Annotated in this window: 9 protein-coding genes; all 9 read left to right on the top strand. The window is 73.0% G+C overall.

Annotated features, from left to right (window positions below; genetic code table 11):
• The first annotated feature begins 141 nt into the window (after window positions 1-141).
• The 9 genes from PV343_RS05290 (at window position 142) to PV343_RS05250 (ending at window position 16,162) form a co-directional block, all read left to right on the top strand.
• Window positions 142-441, top strand: a complete 300-nt coding sequence (locus tag PV343_RS05290; RefSeq protein ID WP_319145587.1) for an acyl carrier protein — start codon at window positions 142-144, stop codon at window positions 439-441.
• Window positions 442-452: 11 nt separating this feature from the next.
• Window positions 453-6,161, top strand: a complete 5,709-nt coding sequence (locus tag PV343_RS05285) for an SDR family oxidoreductase (RefSeq protein ID WP_319145586.1) — start codon at window positions 453-455, stop codon at window positions 6,159-6,161.
• Window positions 6,162-6,202: 41 nt separating this feature from the next.
• Window positions 6,203-7,804 (top strand): fatty acid--CoA ligase, encoded by a 1,602-nt coding sequence (locus tag PV343_RS05280; protein ID WP_319145585.1) that lies wholly within the window; start codon window positions 6,203-6,205, stop codon window positions 7,802-7,804.
• 37 nt (window positions 7,805-7,841) lie between these two features.
• On the top strand, window positions 7,842-8,840 hold the full coding sequence (locus PV343_RS05275) for an LLM class flavin-dependent oxidoreductase (RefSeq protein WP_319145584.1): 999 nt from the start codon (window positions 7,842-7,844) through the stop codon (window positions 8,838-8,840).
• A 29-nt stretch (window positions 8,841-8,869) separates the two neighbouring features.
• A complete protein-coding gene (locus tag PV343_RS05270; RefSeq protein ID WP_319145794.1) occupies window positions 8,870-9,637 on the top strand; it encodes a thioesterase II family protein in 768 nt (255 codons plus the stop codon).
• Between the two features lie 148 nt (window positions 9,638-9,785).
• The gene (locus PV343_RS05265; RefSeq protein ID WP_319145583.1) at window positions 9,786-11,288 is read left to right on the top strand and encodes an MFS transporter; all 1,503 of its coding nucleotides are present in this window, start codon (window positions 9,786-9,788) and stop codon (window positions 11,286-11,288) included.
• 297 nt (window positions 11,289-11,585) lie between these two features.
• Window positions 11,586-12,779 carry a cytochrome P450 gene (locus PV343_RS05260; protein WP_319145582.1) on the top strand — a complete coding sequence of 398 codons (1,194 nt, stop codon included), beginning with the start codon at window positions 11,586-11,588 and terminating at the stop codon, window positions 12,777-12,779.
• Window positions 12,780-13,420: 641 nt separating this feature from the next.
• Entirely contained in the window at window positions 13,421-14,629 is a 1,209-nt protein-coding gene (locus PV343_RS05255) for a cytochrome P450 (protein WP_319145581.1), read from the top strand.
• Window positions 14,630-14,689: 60 nt separating this feature from the next.
• Window positions 14,690-16,162, top strand: a complete 1,473-nt coding sequence (locus PV343_RS05250; RefSeq protein WP_319145580.1) for an MFS transporter — start codon at window positions 14,690-14,692, stop codon at window positions 16,160-16,162.
• Window positions 16,163-16,178: the final 16 nt, after the last annotated feature.

Genomic DNA, 16,178 nt, shown 5'->3' with positions numbered 1-16,178 from the left:
GCGTGTGGATTTCTTGAAGCAATGCGAGCCTGACAGCGGAATCTGACCCCGCGCTGACACGTGACTGACCGGGCCGATCCGGCCACGGGAGCGCTCTCGGGCTGTCAGTGGGGCGTCAGGCGGCGCTGCTTGCATGGCCGCATGCCACCTGTCGACAGCACGATCGAGCGGTTGCGCGACCTGCCGCGCAGTGAACTCGCCGAAGAGATCGAGTCAATCGTCCTGGAGAAGTTCCGGGCCGTCCTGCTCATGGACGACGCCGAGGACCTTCCCCTCGACGTCAGCTATTTCGATCTCGGCCTCACCTCGCTGCGGCTGACCGAGATACGGCAGAGCCTGGAACAGCTCCTGGATCTGTCGATCAACGTCAACGTGCTCTTCAACGAGCCGACGATCGCCCATCTCGTGGACCACCTGACCCAGGCCATTCAGGAAGCTTGAGGAGTCGTTCCATGCCGCGTAAGGAATCAGAGCAGGCGCCCGAGCCGGTCGCGATCGTCGGAATCGGTCTGCGGTTCCCCGGCGGCAGCGGCTCGCCCGACGAGTTCGACGCCTTCCTGAAGGAGGGCCGCAGCGGGATCCGGCCGATCCCCCGGGACCGCTGGGACGTCGACGCGTTCACCCCCGAGGGCCCCGACGACAAGGGCAAGATCCGCGCCTCGGCCGGCGGGTTCCTGGACCGCATCGACACGTTCGACGCCGCCTTCTTCAACATCTCCCCGAAGGAGGCCCGCTACATGGACCCCCAGCAGCGGCTGCTGCTGGAGACCGCCTGGCAGGCGCTGGAGCACGCCGGCATCGACCCCGCGCCGCTGCGCCGCGGCAACGGCGGCGTGTACATCGGCGCCAGCTCCATCGACTACGCGCTCGAACTGGACTCACTGCCGTACGAGGAACTCGACGGCCACCTCGCCTCCGGCATCACCATGTTCCCGCTGTCCGGGCGCCTGTCCTACTTCCTCGGCTGGCGCGGTCCCAGCATGAGCGTCGACACCGCCTGCTCGTCCTCCCTGGTCGCGCTGCACCTGGCGGCCAACGCCCTGCGCGCCGGCGAGACCGACATCGCGCTGTGCGGCGGCGTCAACGCCCTGCACCACCCCCGCATCCCTGTGATGTTCTCCAACGCCCAGATGCTGTCCCCGGACGGGCAGTGCAAGACCTTCGACGAGGCCGCCGACGGCTACGCACGCGCCGAGGGCTGCGGCATCGTCGTTCTCAAGCGGCTCTCCGACGCCGAGCGCGACGGCGACCGCATCCTCGCCCTGGTGCGCGGCACCGCCGTCGGCCAGGACGGCGACAGCGCCGGTCTGACCGTGCCCAACGGCCCCGCCCAGGAGAAGGTCATCCGCAGCGCCCTGGCCGCCGCCCACCTCGCGCCCGAGGACATCCAGTACGTCGAGGCGCACGGCACCGGCACCCCGCTCGGCGACCCCATCGAGTTCGGCGCCATCGGCGACGTGTTCGTCGACTCCCACACCAAGGACCGGCCGGTGCTGGTCGGTTCGGTGAAGACCAACCTCGGCCACATGGAGCCCGCCTCCGGCATCGTCGGCGTCATCAAGACCGTGCTCCAGCTGCGCGCCGGCACCATCTACCCGCACATCAACCTCAACACCCCCTCCGGCCGCATCCCCTGGGACCTGTACCCGGTGCGGATCCCCACCGCCTGCGAGCCCTGGGACGCCGAGGTCAGGCGCGCGGTCGTCAACAGCTTCGGGTTCGCCGGGACCATCGGCGCCGTGGTGCTGGAGCAGGCCCCCGAGCCGGCCGCCCGCCCGGCCGACGAGGACGGCGCCGCACCGCTGTTCACCCTGTCCGCGAAGAACGCCACCGCGCTGCGCGAACTCGCCGCCGACTACCGGCGGCTGCTGGACGAGCGGCCGGACCTTCCGGTGCCCGCGCTGTGCCACAGCGCCAACACCACCCGTACCCACCACCCCTACCGCGTCGCCGCCCCCGTCGCCGACCGCGCGGCCCTCGTCCGGCTGCTGGACAAGGCCGCCGAGACCGAGCACGAGGGCCCCACCGGCATCCGCAAGACCGCGTTCATGTTCACCGGCCAGGGCTCCCAGTACGCCGGCATGGGCGCCGCCCTCTACGCGGCCCTGCCCGTCTTCCGCGCCCAGGTGGACGCCTGCGACGAACTGTTCGCCCAGCACCTCGACGGCTCGGTGCGCGACCTGCTGCTCGGCACCGCCGACGACCCCGAGGCGATCGACCGCACCGAGTACACCCAGCCCGCGCTGTTCACCCTGGAGTACGCGCTCGCCCTGCAGTGGATGGCCTGGGGCGTGCGCCCCAACGTGCTCATCGGGCACAGCATCGGCGAGGTCGTCGCCGCCGCCGTGGCCGGCCTGTTCAGCCTCCCCGACGCGGTCCGGCTGGTCGCCGCCCGCGGCCGGCTGATGCAGGCGGTGCGCGCCGAGGGCGGCATGGCCGCCGTCGCCGCGCCCGTCGAGGAGGTCGCCCCGCTGCTGGAGGGCCGGCCCGACCTGGCCCTGGCCGGGATCAACGCCCCCGACCAGACGGTCGTCTCCGGTGCCACGGCCGCCCTCGACGAGGTCGTCGCCGTCCTGGAGGGCCGGGGCGTGCGCGTCGACCGCCTCAAGGTCTCGCACGCCTTCCACTCCCCGCTGATGGCCGAGGTCTACGACGACTTCCGGGCCGCCCTCGACGGCATCACCTTCCACGAGCCGAAGATCAGCATCATCTCCAACGTCACCGGACGCCTGGCCCGCTTCCGCGAGATCGGCGACCCCGACTACTGGGTGCGGCACATCGGCGAACCGGTGCGCTTCCTCGACGGCATCCGCGCCGTCGCCAAGCGCGGCCGGCACGCCCTGGTCGAGATCGGCCCGCAGGCCGGGCTCACCGCCCTCGCCCGGCGCTCCGTCACGGTCGAGGACCACCTGTGGCTGGCCAGCCTGCGCCGCCGGGACACCACCACCGCGACCACCCTCACCGCGCTCGCCGACTACTACGCGGCCGGACTGGGCGTCTCCTGGGCCGACTACCACGCCGGCCGCCCCGCGCCCGCCCGTGTGGACCTGCCCACCTACGCCTTCCAGCGCAAGCGCTACTGGCTGCCCTCCGTCACCCCCCGCAAGTCCGCCGCGAACGGCACCGCACGGCACCTGCTGCTCGGCGTCGAGGAGCGGTTCGCCAGCGGAGTGCGCGAGTTCAACGCCGAGTTCACCACCGAGGAACTGGGCGCGCTCGCCGACCTCGCCGACGGCGGCCGCACCGTGCTGCCCGCCGGCGCCTACGTCGACCTGCTGCTCGCCGCGCAGGACGCGGTCCAGGGCCACGCCCGCTCCGCCGTCCGCGACCTCAGGCTGCTCGCCCCGCTGGAGCTGCCCGCCGAGACCGTGACCGCGCTCACCACCCGCTGGCGGCCGCGGCCCGGCGGCGGCGCCGAGGTGGAGGTGTTCACGGTCGTCGGCGGCGAGGAGAACCTGCACGCCACCGCCGTGGTCTGCGCCGACCCCGAACCCATGGTGCCGGTCTCCGAACTGGCCGAGCTGGACGCCGGCCTCGCCCCGGGCGGCCAGCTCATCGACGACGAGGACATCTACACCGACCTCGCCTCCGTCGGCCGCCCCCAGGGCCCCCGCATGCGGCTGCTGCTGGGCGCCGCCCGGCACGGGGACGGCCTGGTCACCGGCGAGCTCACCGGCCGCGACGCCACCGCCGTCGAGCACGTCCCGGCCGAACTGCTGGAGGCCGCCGTCCAGGCGCTGGTCGTCCTCGACCCCGAGGGCCCGGTCTTCGTGCCCCGCGAGATCGCCTCCGTACGGCACTTCCGTAAGCCGCGCGGCGAGAACCTGCGCGTCCTCGCCCGCGTCCGCGGCGAGCAGGACCGGCGACTGGCCGACGTGCTGCTGCTGGAGAACGGCGAACCGGTCGCCGAACTGCTCGGCGTGCGCATGGCCCGGCCCGAGGGCCGGGGCGGCCGCCGCCAGTTCCTGCACCGCCCCGACTGGGTGCGCCGCGCGCTGCCCGACGCGGAGCACGCGCCCGCCCGGCACGTGGTCCTGCTCGACCCGTCCGCGGTCCGGGCCGCCGAACTCGCCGCCGAGCCCGGCCTGAAGGTCACCTGGCTGCCCGACCTCACCGACCTCAAGGCGGCCCTTGAGGACCCCACGGTCACCGACGTCTGCCGGGTCTGGCGGCAGCTGCCGTCCCCGATGTCCGACGGCCGGCTGCGTGCCGAGTGCGAGGACAACTACCGCGAACTCCTCGCGCTCGTCGGCGCGCTGGACGCCTCCGGCGCGGCCCGGCCGCCCCGGCTCTGGCTGGTCACCGAGGGCGCCCAGTGGCTGCCCGGCGACCCGGCAGGCGACGGCGGCCACCTCGGCGCGGCCACCCTGTGGGGCTTCGGCCGGGTGCTGCTCACCGAGTACCCGCAGTACCGGGCCACCCTCGTGGACCTCGCCCCGGGCAGCGGCCTCGCCCCGCTCGCCGAGGAGTGGCGCTCCGAGCCGGCCGGCGAGTACCAGGTCGCCCACCGCCCCGGCCGCCGCTACGTGCGCCGGCTGCTCGCCGGTGACTCCACCCTCACCTGGACCGGCGGCTTCGAACTGCGCGCCCCGGACTCCGGCGACCTGTCCGACCTGGCGCTCGCCGCGGCCGCCGACCGTGCGCCCGGGGACGAGGAGGTCCAGGTCAAGGTGCGCGCCGTCGGCCTGACCGCCGAGGACGCCCGCACCGCCCTGGACACCGGGCGCGCCGAACGCGCGGAGGAGGAGGGCACCGAGGCGACCGAGGAGGAGCCCCCGCCGCTGCTCGGCCGGCTGGCCCGCGGCACGGTCCTCGCCGCCCCCGGCGGCACCGGATTCGCGGCCGGCGACGAGGTCCTCGTCCGCCACGACGGCACGTTCCGCTCCACCCTCACCGTCCCCGCCGTGGCCGTCGTGCACGCCACCGGCTCCGACGACACCGCGCCCGCCTTCCGGCTGGACGAGACCGGCGAGGCCCTGCGCACCGCCCTGGCCGACCCCGCCGGACGCGCCTGGGTGACGCTCCCGGAGGACCCGGCCGAGGAGCGCACCGACCCCGCCGACGAGGGCCCCACCGGCCTGCGGTCCGACCGCACCTACCTGGTCACCGGCGGGCTCGGCGGGCTCGGCCTGGTCACCGCCCGCAAGCTGGTCGCCCTCGGCGCCCGGCACCTGACCCTGGTCAGCCGCAGCGGCCGGGCCACCGAGGAGGCCTCCGAGGTCCTCGCCGACCTCGCCGCCGACGCCGAGATCGACGTCGTACGCGCCGACATCTCGCGCTCCCAGGACGTCCAGCGCCTGGTCCGGCACGTCACGGCCGGCCCGTACCCGCTCGGCGGGATCGTGCACGCCGCCGGTTCCTACGACAAGAAGCTGGTCTCCGAGCTGACCTGGGAGTCGATCGACGCCCAGCTCGCGGCGAAGGCGTACGGCGGCTGGCTGCTGCACGAGGCCGCCGAGGAGTCCTTCCCCGACCTGGAGTTCTTCGTCACCTACTCCTCCATCGCCTCCGTCCTCGGCGGCGCAACCCAGGGCCACTACGCCGCCGCGAGCGCCGGTCTCGACGCCCTCGCCGAGTGGCGCAGCCGGCGCGGGGTGCCGGGCCTCTCGGTGAACTGGGGCGCCTGGGCCCGGGTCGGCATGTCGGCCCGCCTGGAGGAGCACCTCAGCCAGGAGATCGAACGCAGCGGCGTCCGCTTCTTCTCCCCGACCCGGGCCCTGGACACCCTCGCCCGGCTGTGGGGACGGCCGCGCACCCAGCGGATCGTCGGCGAGTTCGACTGGGACCGCTACGTCTCCGGCAGCGTCACCGGCGACCTGTTCTTCGACCGGCTGGCCCGGCAGGCACCCGACGACGACGGCACCGGCCTCGACCTGAAGGCGCTGGCCGCGCTGCCCGCCGCCGAACGCCTGGCCGCCGTCACCGGCGTGGTCCGCGAGAAGGTCGCCGCCGTCCTGCACCTGGAGGAGGGCGACGAGCTGGACGTCTCCACCGAGTTCGTGTCGCTGGGCCTGGACTCCCTGATGGCCCAGCAGGTCAAGGCCGCCCTGGAGCAGACCTTCCGGCTGCCCCTGCCGGCCTCCCTCACCCACGACCACCCCACGGTCCGCGCGCTGGCCCAGTTCGTCGACGGGCAGCTCGGCCCGGTGCCGGCGGCCTGACAGCCCCAAGGCCCGACAGCCCCAAGGGACGGGAAACCACGATGACTGAGACACCGAGGGAGCGCTGGACGCTCCACCACGCCGCCCGCGCCCACGCCGGGAGCCGCCCCGACCACCCCGCGATCGTCTGCGAGGGCCGGGTCACCACCTACGAGAAGCTGCACCGCGACAGCAACCGGGCCGCGCACGCCCTGCGCACCAGCGGGGTCGGGCGCGGCGACCGGGTCGCGTACCTGGGCCGCGAGTCGGCGAACTACTACCTGGTGATGATCGCCTGCGCCAAGGCGGGTGCCGTCCTGGTGCCGGTCAACTGGCGGCTCACGCCGAGCGAGGTCGACCACATCCTGCGCGACTCCGGCGCCGCGCTGATCTTCGTCGACGACGAGTTCTGGGACACCGTCGCCACCGTCCGGCACCAGCTGCGCGGGCTGCGCCGGGTGATCCGGGTCGACGGGACCGACGCGGACGGCGAACCCGCCCGCGGCGCGGGCCTGCTGGCCTGGGCCGCCGACCAGCCCGACACCGACCCGGCGCCGGGCACCGGACCGGACGACGCGGTCATCCAGATCTACACCAGCGGCACCACCGGCCTGCCCAAGGGCGCGGTCCTCGCCCACCGCAGCTTCTTCACGCTGCCGCACGCCAGCCGCGAGCGGGGCGTGGACTGGATCGACTGGCTGCCCGAGGACGTGGCGCTGATCTCCCTGCCGGGCTTCGGCGTGGCCGGCATCGGCTGGTTCCTGCACACCTTCAACGCCGGCGGCACCAACGTGATCATGCCGCAGTTCGACCCGCAGGAGGCCGTGCGCCTCATCCGCGCCCACGGCGTCACCACCACCTTCGCCGCGCCGGCCATGCTCCAGGCGATGGCGGCCGAACGCGGCGCGGGACCCGAGGCGTTCGCCTCCCTGCGCAAGATCGCCTACGGCGCGGCACCCATGTCCGAGACGCTGCTCAAGCAGTGCCTGGAGACCTACCGCTGCGAGTTCGCGCAGATCTACGCGAGCACCGAGACCGGCAGCGTGGCGGTGTGCCTGCCGCCCGAGGCGCACCACCCGGGCAGCACGGTGCTCACCTCCGTCGGCAAGCCCTGCCCCGGCAACGAGGTGAAGGTGGTCGGCCCCGACGGCGAGACGCTGCCGCCCGGCGCCATCGGTCAGATCTGCGTCCGCGCCCCCTCCCGGATGCTCGGCTACTGGAACCTGCCCGAGGCCACCGCCCGCACGCTGGTGGGGGAGTGGCTGCACATGGGCGACGCCGGCTACCTCGACGAGGACGGCTACCTCCACCTGTGCGACCGCATCAACGACACGATCATCGTCGCGGGCCAGAACATCTACCCGGCCGAGGTGGAGAAGGCGCTGGCGGCCCACCCGGCCGTCGCGGACGCCGCCGTCGTCGGGCTCCCCGACGACCGCTGGGGCGAGAGCGTGCACGCCGTGGTGGTGCTCAGGCCCGGCGCGAGCGCCACCCCGCGCGAGCTGCTGCTGTCCCTGCGGGGCCGGATAGCCGACTACAAGATCCCCGGCACCTACCACTTCGCCGAGTCGCTGCCCCGCAACCCCTCGGGCAAGATCCTGCGCCGCGCGGTGCGGGAGCGGCTGACGGCGCCGGCCCGGGACCCGCTGGCGAGCACCGTATGACGTCACCCTCCAAGCCCCTCGTCGAGAAGGACTGTCCATGAGCACCGAGCCCCTGCGGATCGGCATCCTGCTGCCCACCCGGGAGCAGGCCATCAACGGCAGCTACGCGGCGGCCCCCCTGCTGGACTTCGCCCGCCGGGCCGAGGACCTCGGGTTCGACTCCCTGTGGGCCGGTGACTCGCTCACCGCGCGCCCCCGCCTCGATCCCCTCGTCGTCCTCTCGGCCGCCGCGGCGGCGACCCGGCGGATCACCGTCGGCACCGCCGCCCTCACCCCGGCCCTGCGCCACCCGCTCATCGGCGCCAACATGATCGCGAGCCTCAGCCACGTCGCCGCCGACCGGCTGATCCTGGGCCTCGGTTCGGGCTTCCCGATGGCCGAGACGGAGGAGGAGTTCGCCTCCGTCGGCGCCTCCTTCCAGGGCCGGGTCGGCCGCCTGGACGAGATCACCGCGCTGTGGCGCACGGCGTGGCGCTCCGGTGAGGAGGGCGAACCCGCCGATTTCCAGGGCAAGTACTGGCAGTCGGAGCACCTGGACCGGCTCCCGTCGCCCGCGGTCGCCGGCGGCCCGCCGCTGTGGCTGGCCGGCAGCGACACCCCCAAGGTGCTCGCCCGCGCGGCCACCCGCTACGACGGCTGGCTGCCCTTCCTGCCCGACGTCGACGCCTACGGCCGGGCCAGCCGCCGTATCGCCGAGCTCGCCGAGGAGGCGGGCCGCACGGTCACCCCGGCGCTGTACGCCACGGTGACGGTGAACAGCGACGAGCGCGCGGCCCGGGCCGAACTGGAGCACTACATCAGCCACTACTACGGCCGCTCGCTGGAGCAGATGAGCAGCATCCAGGCGTACGCCTGGGGCAGCGCCGAGAAGTGCGCCGAATGGCTCGGGGAGTACGTCCGCGCCGGTGCCCGGCACCTGGTCGTGCGGATCGGTTCCCTCGATCCCGAGCCGCAGTTGAAGGAGATCGCCGAGGTGCTGCTGCCCGCGGTACGCGCCCTCGGTTCGTCCATTACCGTTGGGAGTACGCAGTCGTGACCTCCGCCATCGGCACCATCGGCAGTCAGATGTCCAGCGAGGGGAACTGGTTCCACCCCGTGGAGCCCTCGCCCGACGCCTCGATCCGGCTGTTCCTGCTGCCCCACGCGGGCAGTGGCGCCATCATCTACCGCGACTGGGAGCGGCTGCTGCCGCCGGACATCTCCCCGCAGGCCGTCACCCTGCCCGGCCGCCACAACCGCCGGGAGGAGCCGACCTACGAGGAGTTCTGGCCGCTGCTCGAAGCCCTGCACGAGGCGGTCCTCAACGACCTCGACGAGCGTCCGTTCGCGTTCTTCGGCCACTGCCTCGGCGCCCAGCTGGCGTTCCGGCTGGCGATCCGGATGCAGGAGGAGGGCGGCCGGACCCCGGTGATGGTCGGGATGTCCGGCTGGTCGCCGGTGGGCTTCTTCAAGCCGACCGAGGAGCAGAGCCGGATGCCGGAACCCGAGCTGGTCGAGTGGATCAAGAAGCTGGGCTCCTTCCCGGCCGAGGTCTACGACAACCCCGAGATGCTCGCGCTCGTCGTGCCCGCACTCCGCTCCGACCTCAGGGTCGCCGGGGACTACGACGACGACGGTGCCGGCGTCACCTGCCCGCTCGCCTCGTACGGCGGCCGCAGCGACCCGCTCCAGGAGGCCCCGGACGCCATGACCCACTGGGCCGGCCGCACCCCCGCCTACCTGGGCCACAACGAGTACGAGGGCGGCCACTTCTACATCGACACCCACGCGCAGGCCGTCACCGCGCACTTCGCGCACCGCCTGCAGCGAGCCGTGGCCACCAGCGTGAGCTGAGCCGAAGAGGCCGTGTCAGCGCCGTGTCAGCAGGGCGCGGGACAGTGACCCGATGACCGTAACGGGTGCCGTCCCGTGCCCTGCCGTGCGTCACGGACACCTTCGGCCGTCCATCCCACCAGCACGAAACGACCTAGGAGGGTCGTCCATGACCACCGAAGCGGAACTGACCGGCAGCGCGGCCTCGGCCGCACCGCCACCGGACATCGAGGAGGCGGCCGGCGCACCCGCCTGGGGCGCGCTCCTGGTCGTGCTGGCCGGCCTGTTCATCACCAACCTCGACTTCTTCATCGTCAACGTGGCCATCCCCTCGCTGCAGCGCGGGATGCACGCCACCAGCGCCGAGATCCAGCTCGTCGCCGCGACCTTCAACATCGGCCTGTCCGCCATGCTGATCACCGGCGGCCGGCTCGGCGACCTCTACGGCCGGCGGCGGGTCTTCTCCATCGGCCTCGCGCTGTTCACGCTCGCCTCGCTGGCGTGCGGCATCGCGCCGAACATGGGCGAGCTGATCGCGGCGCGCGCGGTGCAGGGCGCCGCGGCCGCCCTGGTCATCCCGCAGGTCCTCGGCATCCTGACCACGACCTACGCGGGCAAGGCCCGGGTCGCGGCGTTCAACGCCTACGGCCTGACCCTGGGCGCCTCGGCCGTCTTCGGCCAGCTCATCGGCGGTCTGCTGATCAAGGCGGACGTGTTCGGCTGGGACTGGCGGACGATCTTCCTGATCAACGTGCCGATCGGCGCCGTCGTCCTGCTGCTGACCCCGAAGCTGGTGCCCGAGTCCCGCGCCGACGGGCACACCGGACTCGACCTGACCGGTGTCGTCCTGGTGACCGCCGGGCTCACCGCCGTGGTGCTGCCGCTGGTCGAGGGCCGCGAGCAGGGCTGGCCCACCTGGACCTGGGAGTGCCTGGCCGCCGCCGTGCCGCTGCTCGGAGCGTTCTGGTACACCCAGCGCCGCAAGGCCGCCCGCGGCCGGTCGCCGCTGGTCAACCCGAGCCTGTTCGAGGACCGCGCGTTCGGCGTGGGCGTGGTCTCCCTGCTGGTCTTCTTCGCCGCGATGGCCTCCTTCTTCCTGGTCCTCGCGCTGTACCTGCAGGAGGGCCGCGGCCAGTCCGCGCTGCGCTCCGGGCTGCTGTTCATCCCGCTCGGCCTCGGCTTCTTCATCGGCTCGGTGCAGGCGCCCAAGGTCGCGGCCAAGCTGGGCAAGCAGGTCCTGGCCCTGGGCGCGCTGCTGCTCGCGGCGGGCGACGTGGCGCTGGCCGAGACCGTGTGGCACCTGGACACCAGCGGCTCCGTCGGCTGGTGCATCCCGGCCATGGTGCTCGGCGGGGTCGGCATGGGCTTCGTCGTCGCCCCGCTCACCTCCCTGGTCCTGGAGGGCGTCGCCCCGCACCACGCGGCCGCCGCGTCCGGTGTCTTCTCCACCGCCCAGGAGATGGGCAACGCCATCGGCATCGCGGTGATCGGCGTCGTCTTCTTCAGCGTCGCCGGGCACGGGACGGGCGCCCACTCCTACGCCCACGCGTTCGGCACCAGCCTGTTCGTCCAGGCCGCGATCTGCGTCCTCGTGGCCGCTCTGGTGCAACTGCTGCCGCGGGCGAAGGCGTCCGGGCCGGCCGGCGCCGCGGCCGCGCCCGAGGCCGTCTGACGGACGTCCGGTACGAGGGCCCGACGGGGGCCGGCGGAACACGCCGGCCCCCGTTCCGTTGTCCGCGCACGCCTTCTCGGCACATGCCCGAAGCCCGAACGGGCTCGAAGTCCCGAACGCGCGACGGGGTTCCGGTCGCGGCGAAGAAAGTCGGTCGACCGCCTTTACCAAGGGAAAACCAGCCATTTACTGGCTGAAAACCTGTCAGTCATCCATCAGAAACCCGTCAGCGGCGCTCATCAGGATGTCTCCAACGCTGGGAACCGGCCAAGGCGACCAGCCAACGGAGGGAACACCATGTCCGAATGCGAGCAGCAGCTGCCCGAGTGGCCGATGCCACGTTCCTGCCCCTACGCGCCTCCGGACGCGTACGAGGGCCTGCGCAAGGAGGCCCCGCTGAAGGTGCGGATACGCGGCGGCGAGGCCTGGCTGGTCACCCGGCACGCCGACGTCCGCCAGGTGCTCAACGACAACCGCTTCAGCGCCGACGACCAGAAGCCCGGTTTCCCGATCCGGATCCAGCTCCCGCCCGAGCCCGGCGTGATGTCGTTCAACCGCATGGACGGCTCCGAACACGGCCGGCTGCGCCGCATGGCCATGACCGAGTTCACCGCCCGCCGCACCCGCGCCCTGCGACCCGAGGTCGAACTCCTCGTCGAACGGCTGCTGGACGAGCTGGCACGGGGCCCCCGCCCGGTCGACCTGGTGGAGCACTTCGCGGTCCGGCTGCCCTCCCTGGTCATCGCCCGGATGCTCGGCGTCCCGGAGGAGGACGAGGCGACCTTCACCGAGCAGAGCCGGGTCATCCTCTCCCAGGACGCGACCCCCGAGGAGACGTACGGCGCGTTCGTCGAGATGACCGGGTATCTCGACCGGCTCGCCGCCCGGCGCACCGCCGAGCCCCAGGACGACCTGATCAGCCGGCTGGTCACCCGCTACGTGGCGAGCGGCGAGCTGACCCACCAGGAACTCGTCGCCATGACCCGGTTCTTCCTCGTCGCCGGGCACGAGACCTCCGCCCACCAGATCAGCCTCAGCGTGCTCAGCCTGCTGCGCGACCCCGCCCTGCTCGCCGAACTGCGCGCCGATCCGGGCCTGTACAAGCCGGCCGTCGAGGAACTCCTGCGCTACTGGTCCATCTCGCAGGACAACCAGGTGCGGGCCGCGGTCGCCGACGTGGAACTGGGCGGGGCGCGCATCCGCGCGGGCGAGGGCGTGATCGTGGCGATCCCCGGCGCCAACCACGACGAGTCGGTCTACCCCGACGCGGGCCGCCTGGACATCCACCGCAACGCCTCAGGCCACCTCGCCTTCGGCTTCGGCGCGCACCTGTGCCCCGGCGCCTCGCTGGCCCGCATGGAGCTGGAGGTGTGCCTGAGCATGCTCTTCACCCGCTTCCCCACGCTCCGCCTCGCCGTGCCGGCCGAGGACGTGCGCTTCCGTGAGAACACCCTCGTCTACGGCCTCGAGGAGCTGCCCGTCACCTGGTGACAGCCGGTCCCCCTCCGGGTGTCAGGAGGGCCGTGCCCCACCACGGCCCCGCCCCCGAACCGCACCGCCCCAGCACCCCCCATCACCGCGCGGCTGGAACACACCGTTCCCGCGCGGCTTTCCCACGTCAGCCCCTGGTCAGCCCCGGGTCAGTTCTTCTTGGCAAAGTCATTACCACCACACGCGCCCGCCGTCGCACCGGTTCGCCGCCGGTGCGACCGACGTGAGGAGAACGCCCGTCATGGCCCCCACCCCCGCATCGGGCCCGCACCACGGCCTACCCGGCCGCAGAACCGCGCAGCTCCCCCCTCGTGAACCGGGTCGGGGAACCGCGTCAGCACAGCCGCGCCACTCCCGCTCGCCCCGGCGGGCCCCGGCCACCGCCCACCGGCGGACCGCCGCCCCCGCCACGCGCTAGCAGCCTCCCCCCACCGACTCGCACGGGCCCGCCAGGGACCCGTGTCAGCGCTGCGTCAGCGCGGTGTCAGGGAGGTGCGCGACAGTGGCGTCCGACGTCCGCGCGTGCCCCGGAGGGAGTCATTCCTCTTCGTGGCCCGCCCGGACCCCCTTCACCGTGCCCCCACGCAGAAAGAGAGTCGGTGCCGAGGACCACCTTTGCCCCCCGAACATGGAGGACGAACATGTCACTCGCGGACCACACCGACATCCTGGACTGGCCCTTCGCCCGGACCGAGGACGGCGCCCCACCGCCCCTCCTTGCCGAGCTGCGCAAGGCGCCCCCGTGCGTGGTACGGATTCCCGCGGGCGCCGCGGAATCCCGCCTGGCCTGGCTGGTCACCCGCTACGCCGACGTACGGCAGGCGCTGGCGGACCCCCGCCTGAGCGCCGACGAGACCTTACCCGGCGCTCCCGTGCGCATCCAGGTGCCGCCCGGGGGCAACCCCAGTTCGTTCCTCCGCCTGGACGACCCCGAGCACGCGCGACTGCGCGGCATGATCCAGACCGAGTTCACCGCCCGCCGCGTCAAGCGGCTGCGCGAGCCGGTCCAGCGGCTGGTCGACGAGCTGCTGGACGAACTGGCCGCCCAGCCCCAGCCCGCCGACCTGCACGCCGTCTTCTCCCGGGCGCTGCCCACCCTCGTCATCGCGCGATTACTGGGCGTCCCCGAGGAGGACTCGCCCTTCTTCATCGAGAAGACCCGCGTCACCATCTCCCAGGAGGACCCGGCCGTCTCCCAGGCCGCCTTCGTCGAGATGTCGGAGTACCTGGCCAAGCTGGCGCTGCGCAAGCTCGCCGACCCCGGCGACGACCTGATCAGCCGGCTCGCCGTCAACCACCACGCCACCGGCGCCCTCAGCCTCGACGAACTCGTCGGCATCGCCCGCCTGGTGCTGGTCGCCGGCCACGAGACCACCACCAACCAGATCGCCCTCAACGTCCTCGCCCTGCTGCGCGACGACGAACTGCGCGACCGGGTCGCCGCCGACGACGGCGCGCTGATCCCCGCGTTCATCGAGGAGTCCATGCGCTACTGGTCGATCTCGCAGGACGCCATGGTCCGCCTCGCCGTCGAGGACGTCGAAGTGGGCGGCGTGACCTTCGAGAAGGGCGACGCCGTCGTCATCTCGGTCCCGGCCGGCAACCACGACGAGTCCGTCTTCGCCTGCCCCCACCGCATCGACCCCGACCGCGACACCAGCGGCCACCTGCAGTGGGGCTTCGGCCCGCACTACTGCCAGGGCGCACCCCTGGCACGGCTGGAGATGGAGCTGGCCCTGCGCTCCCTCCTGCGCCGCTTCCCGAACCTCCGCCTCGCGGCAGACCCCCGCACGCTCTTCCGGCGCGGGACCGTCTTCCACGGGGTGACCGGCCTTCCCGTGACCTGGTGACCGGAGGAATCCGATGCACCGGACAACCGACAGCGAAAGAAACAAGGAAACGGAGTCGTCATGACTTCTGAAGCAAGCCCGGACGTCGCGGTGGAGGGGCGCGAGCGGACCGCAACGGCCGGCGCCCCGGCCGCCGCCCCCTCGGCCGGAGCCCTGCTGGTGGTGCTCGTCGGGACGTTCATCACGGTGCTGGACTTCTTCATCGCCAACGTGGCCGTCCCCGCCATCAAGGCGGACCTGCACGCCACCGCCGCGCAGGCCCAGATGATCGTCGTCGGCTACGGCGTCGCCTTCACCTCCGGCCTGATCACCGGCGGCCGGCTCGGCGACCTCTACGGGCGCCGGCGGATGTTCGCCCTCGGCATGGCGCTGTTCATGGTGGCCTCGGCCGCGTGCAGCTTCGCGCCCACGGTGACCGTCCTCGTCGTGGCCCGCATCGCCCAGGGCGCCTCGGCGGCGCTGATGGTGCCCCAGGTGCTGGGCATCATCGGCACCGTCTACACCGGCGAGGCCCGCGACCGCGCCTTCAACGTCTACGGCCTGGTCATCGGACTCGCGGGCGTCTTCGGCCAGTTCATCGGTGGCGCGCTGATCTCCGTCGACGTGGCCGGCCTGAGCTGGCGCACGATCTTCCTGATCAACGTCCCGTTGTGCCTGCTGTCCCTCGCCTACACCCGCCGCACCATCCCGGAGTCCCGCGGCCAGGGCGGCACCCGGCTCGACCTGGCCGGTGCCCTCCTGATCACGGTGACCCTGGGCCTGGTGGTCTTCGCGCTGCTCGAAGGCCAGGAGAGGGACTGGCCGGTGTGGGTGTGGGAGTCGCTGGCCGGCGCGGTCGTCCTGCTGGCGGTGACCGTGTGGCACCTGCGCCGCAAGGCGGCCGCCGGCCGTGGCCCGTTGATCGAGCCGGGCATGTTCCGCTCCCGGATGTTCTCGGTGGGCCTCGTCGCCACGGTCGTCTACTTCCTCGCCATGGGCTCGTTCTTCTTCACCCTCGCCCTCTACCTCCAGCTCGGCCGGGGCCTGAGCCCGCTGGAGTCCGGACTGGTCTTCCTGGCGCTCGGCGCGGGCTACTTCGGTGCCTCCGTCGTCTCCGCCCGGTTCGCCGCCTCCGTCAACGCCCGCCGGGTGGCCGCCGGTCCGCTCATCCTCGCCGTCGGCTACACCGCGATCGCCCTGACCGCGCAGGACCTCGGCATGAGCGGCCATGTGCTGTGGCTGCTGCCGGCCCTGCTGGTCGCCGGGCTCGGCATGGGCCTGACCACGGGTCCGCTGACCAACCTGGTGCTGGGCGGCGCGGTCCCCGAGCACGCGGCGGCCGCCTCCGGGCTGCTGAACACCGCGCAGGAGGGCGGGGCCGCCGTCGGCGTCGCCGTCGCCGGCACGGTCTTCTTCCCCGTGCTCGCGGACCACGGCGGCCGGGCCGGCGCCTACCCGCACGCGTTCGCCGTCACCCTGATCCCGCTCATCTGCCTGGGCGTCCTCGCCTCCCTGCTGGTGCTGGCCGCCCCCGGCCGTACCGCCCGGAAGTGAGCCCCGGCACCCCGAC

The sequence above is a fragment of the Streptomyces sp. WI03-4A genome (assembly GCF_033792105.1).
In the GTDB taxonomy this organism is placed as follows: domain Bacteria; phylum Actinomycetota; class Actinomycetes; order Streptomycetales; family Streptomycetaceae; genus Streptomyces; species Streptomyces collinus_A.
The sequence above is the reverse complement of the archived record's forward strand: the minus strand, read 5'-3'. Positions and strand labels throughout refer to the sequence as shown.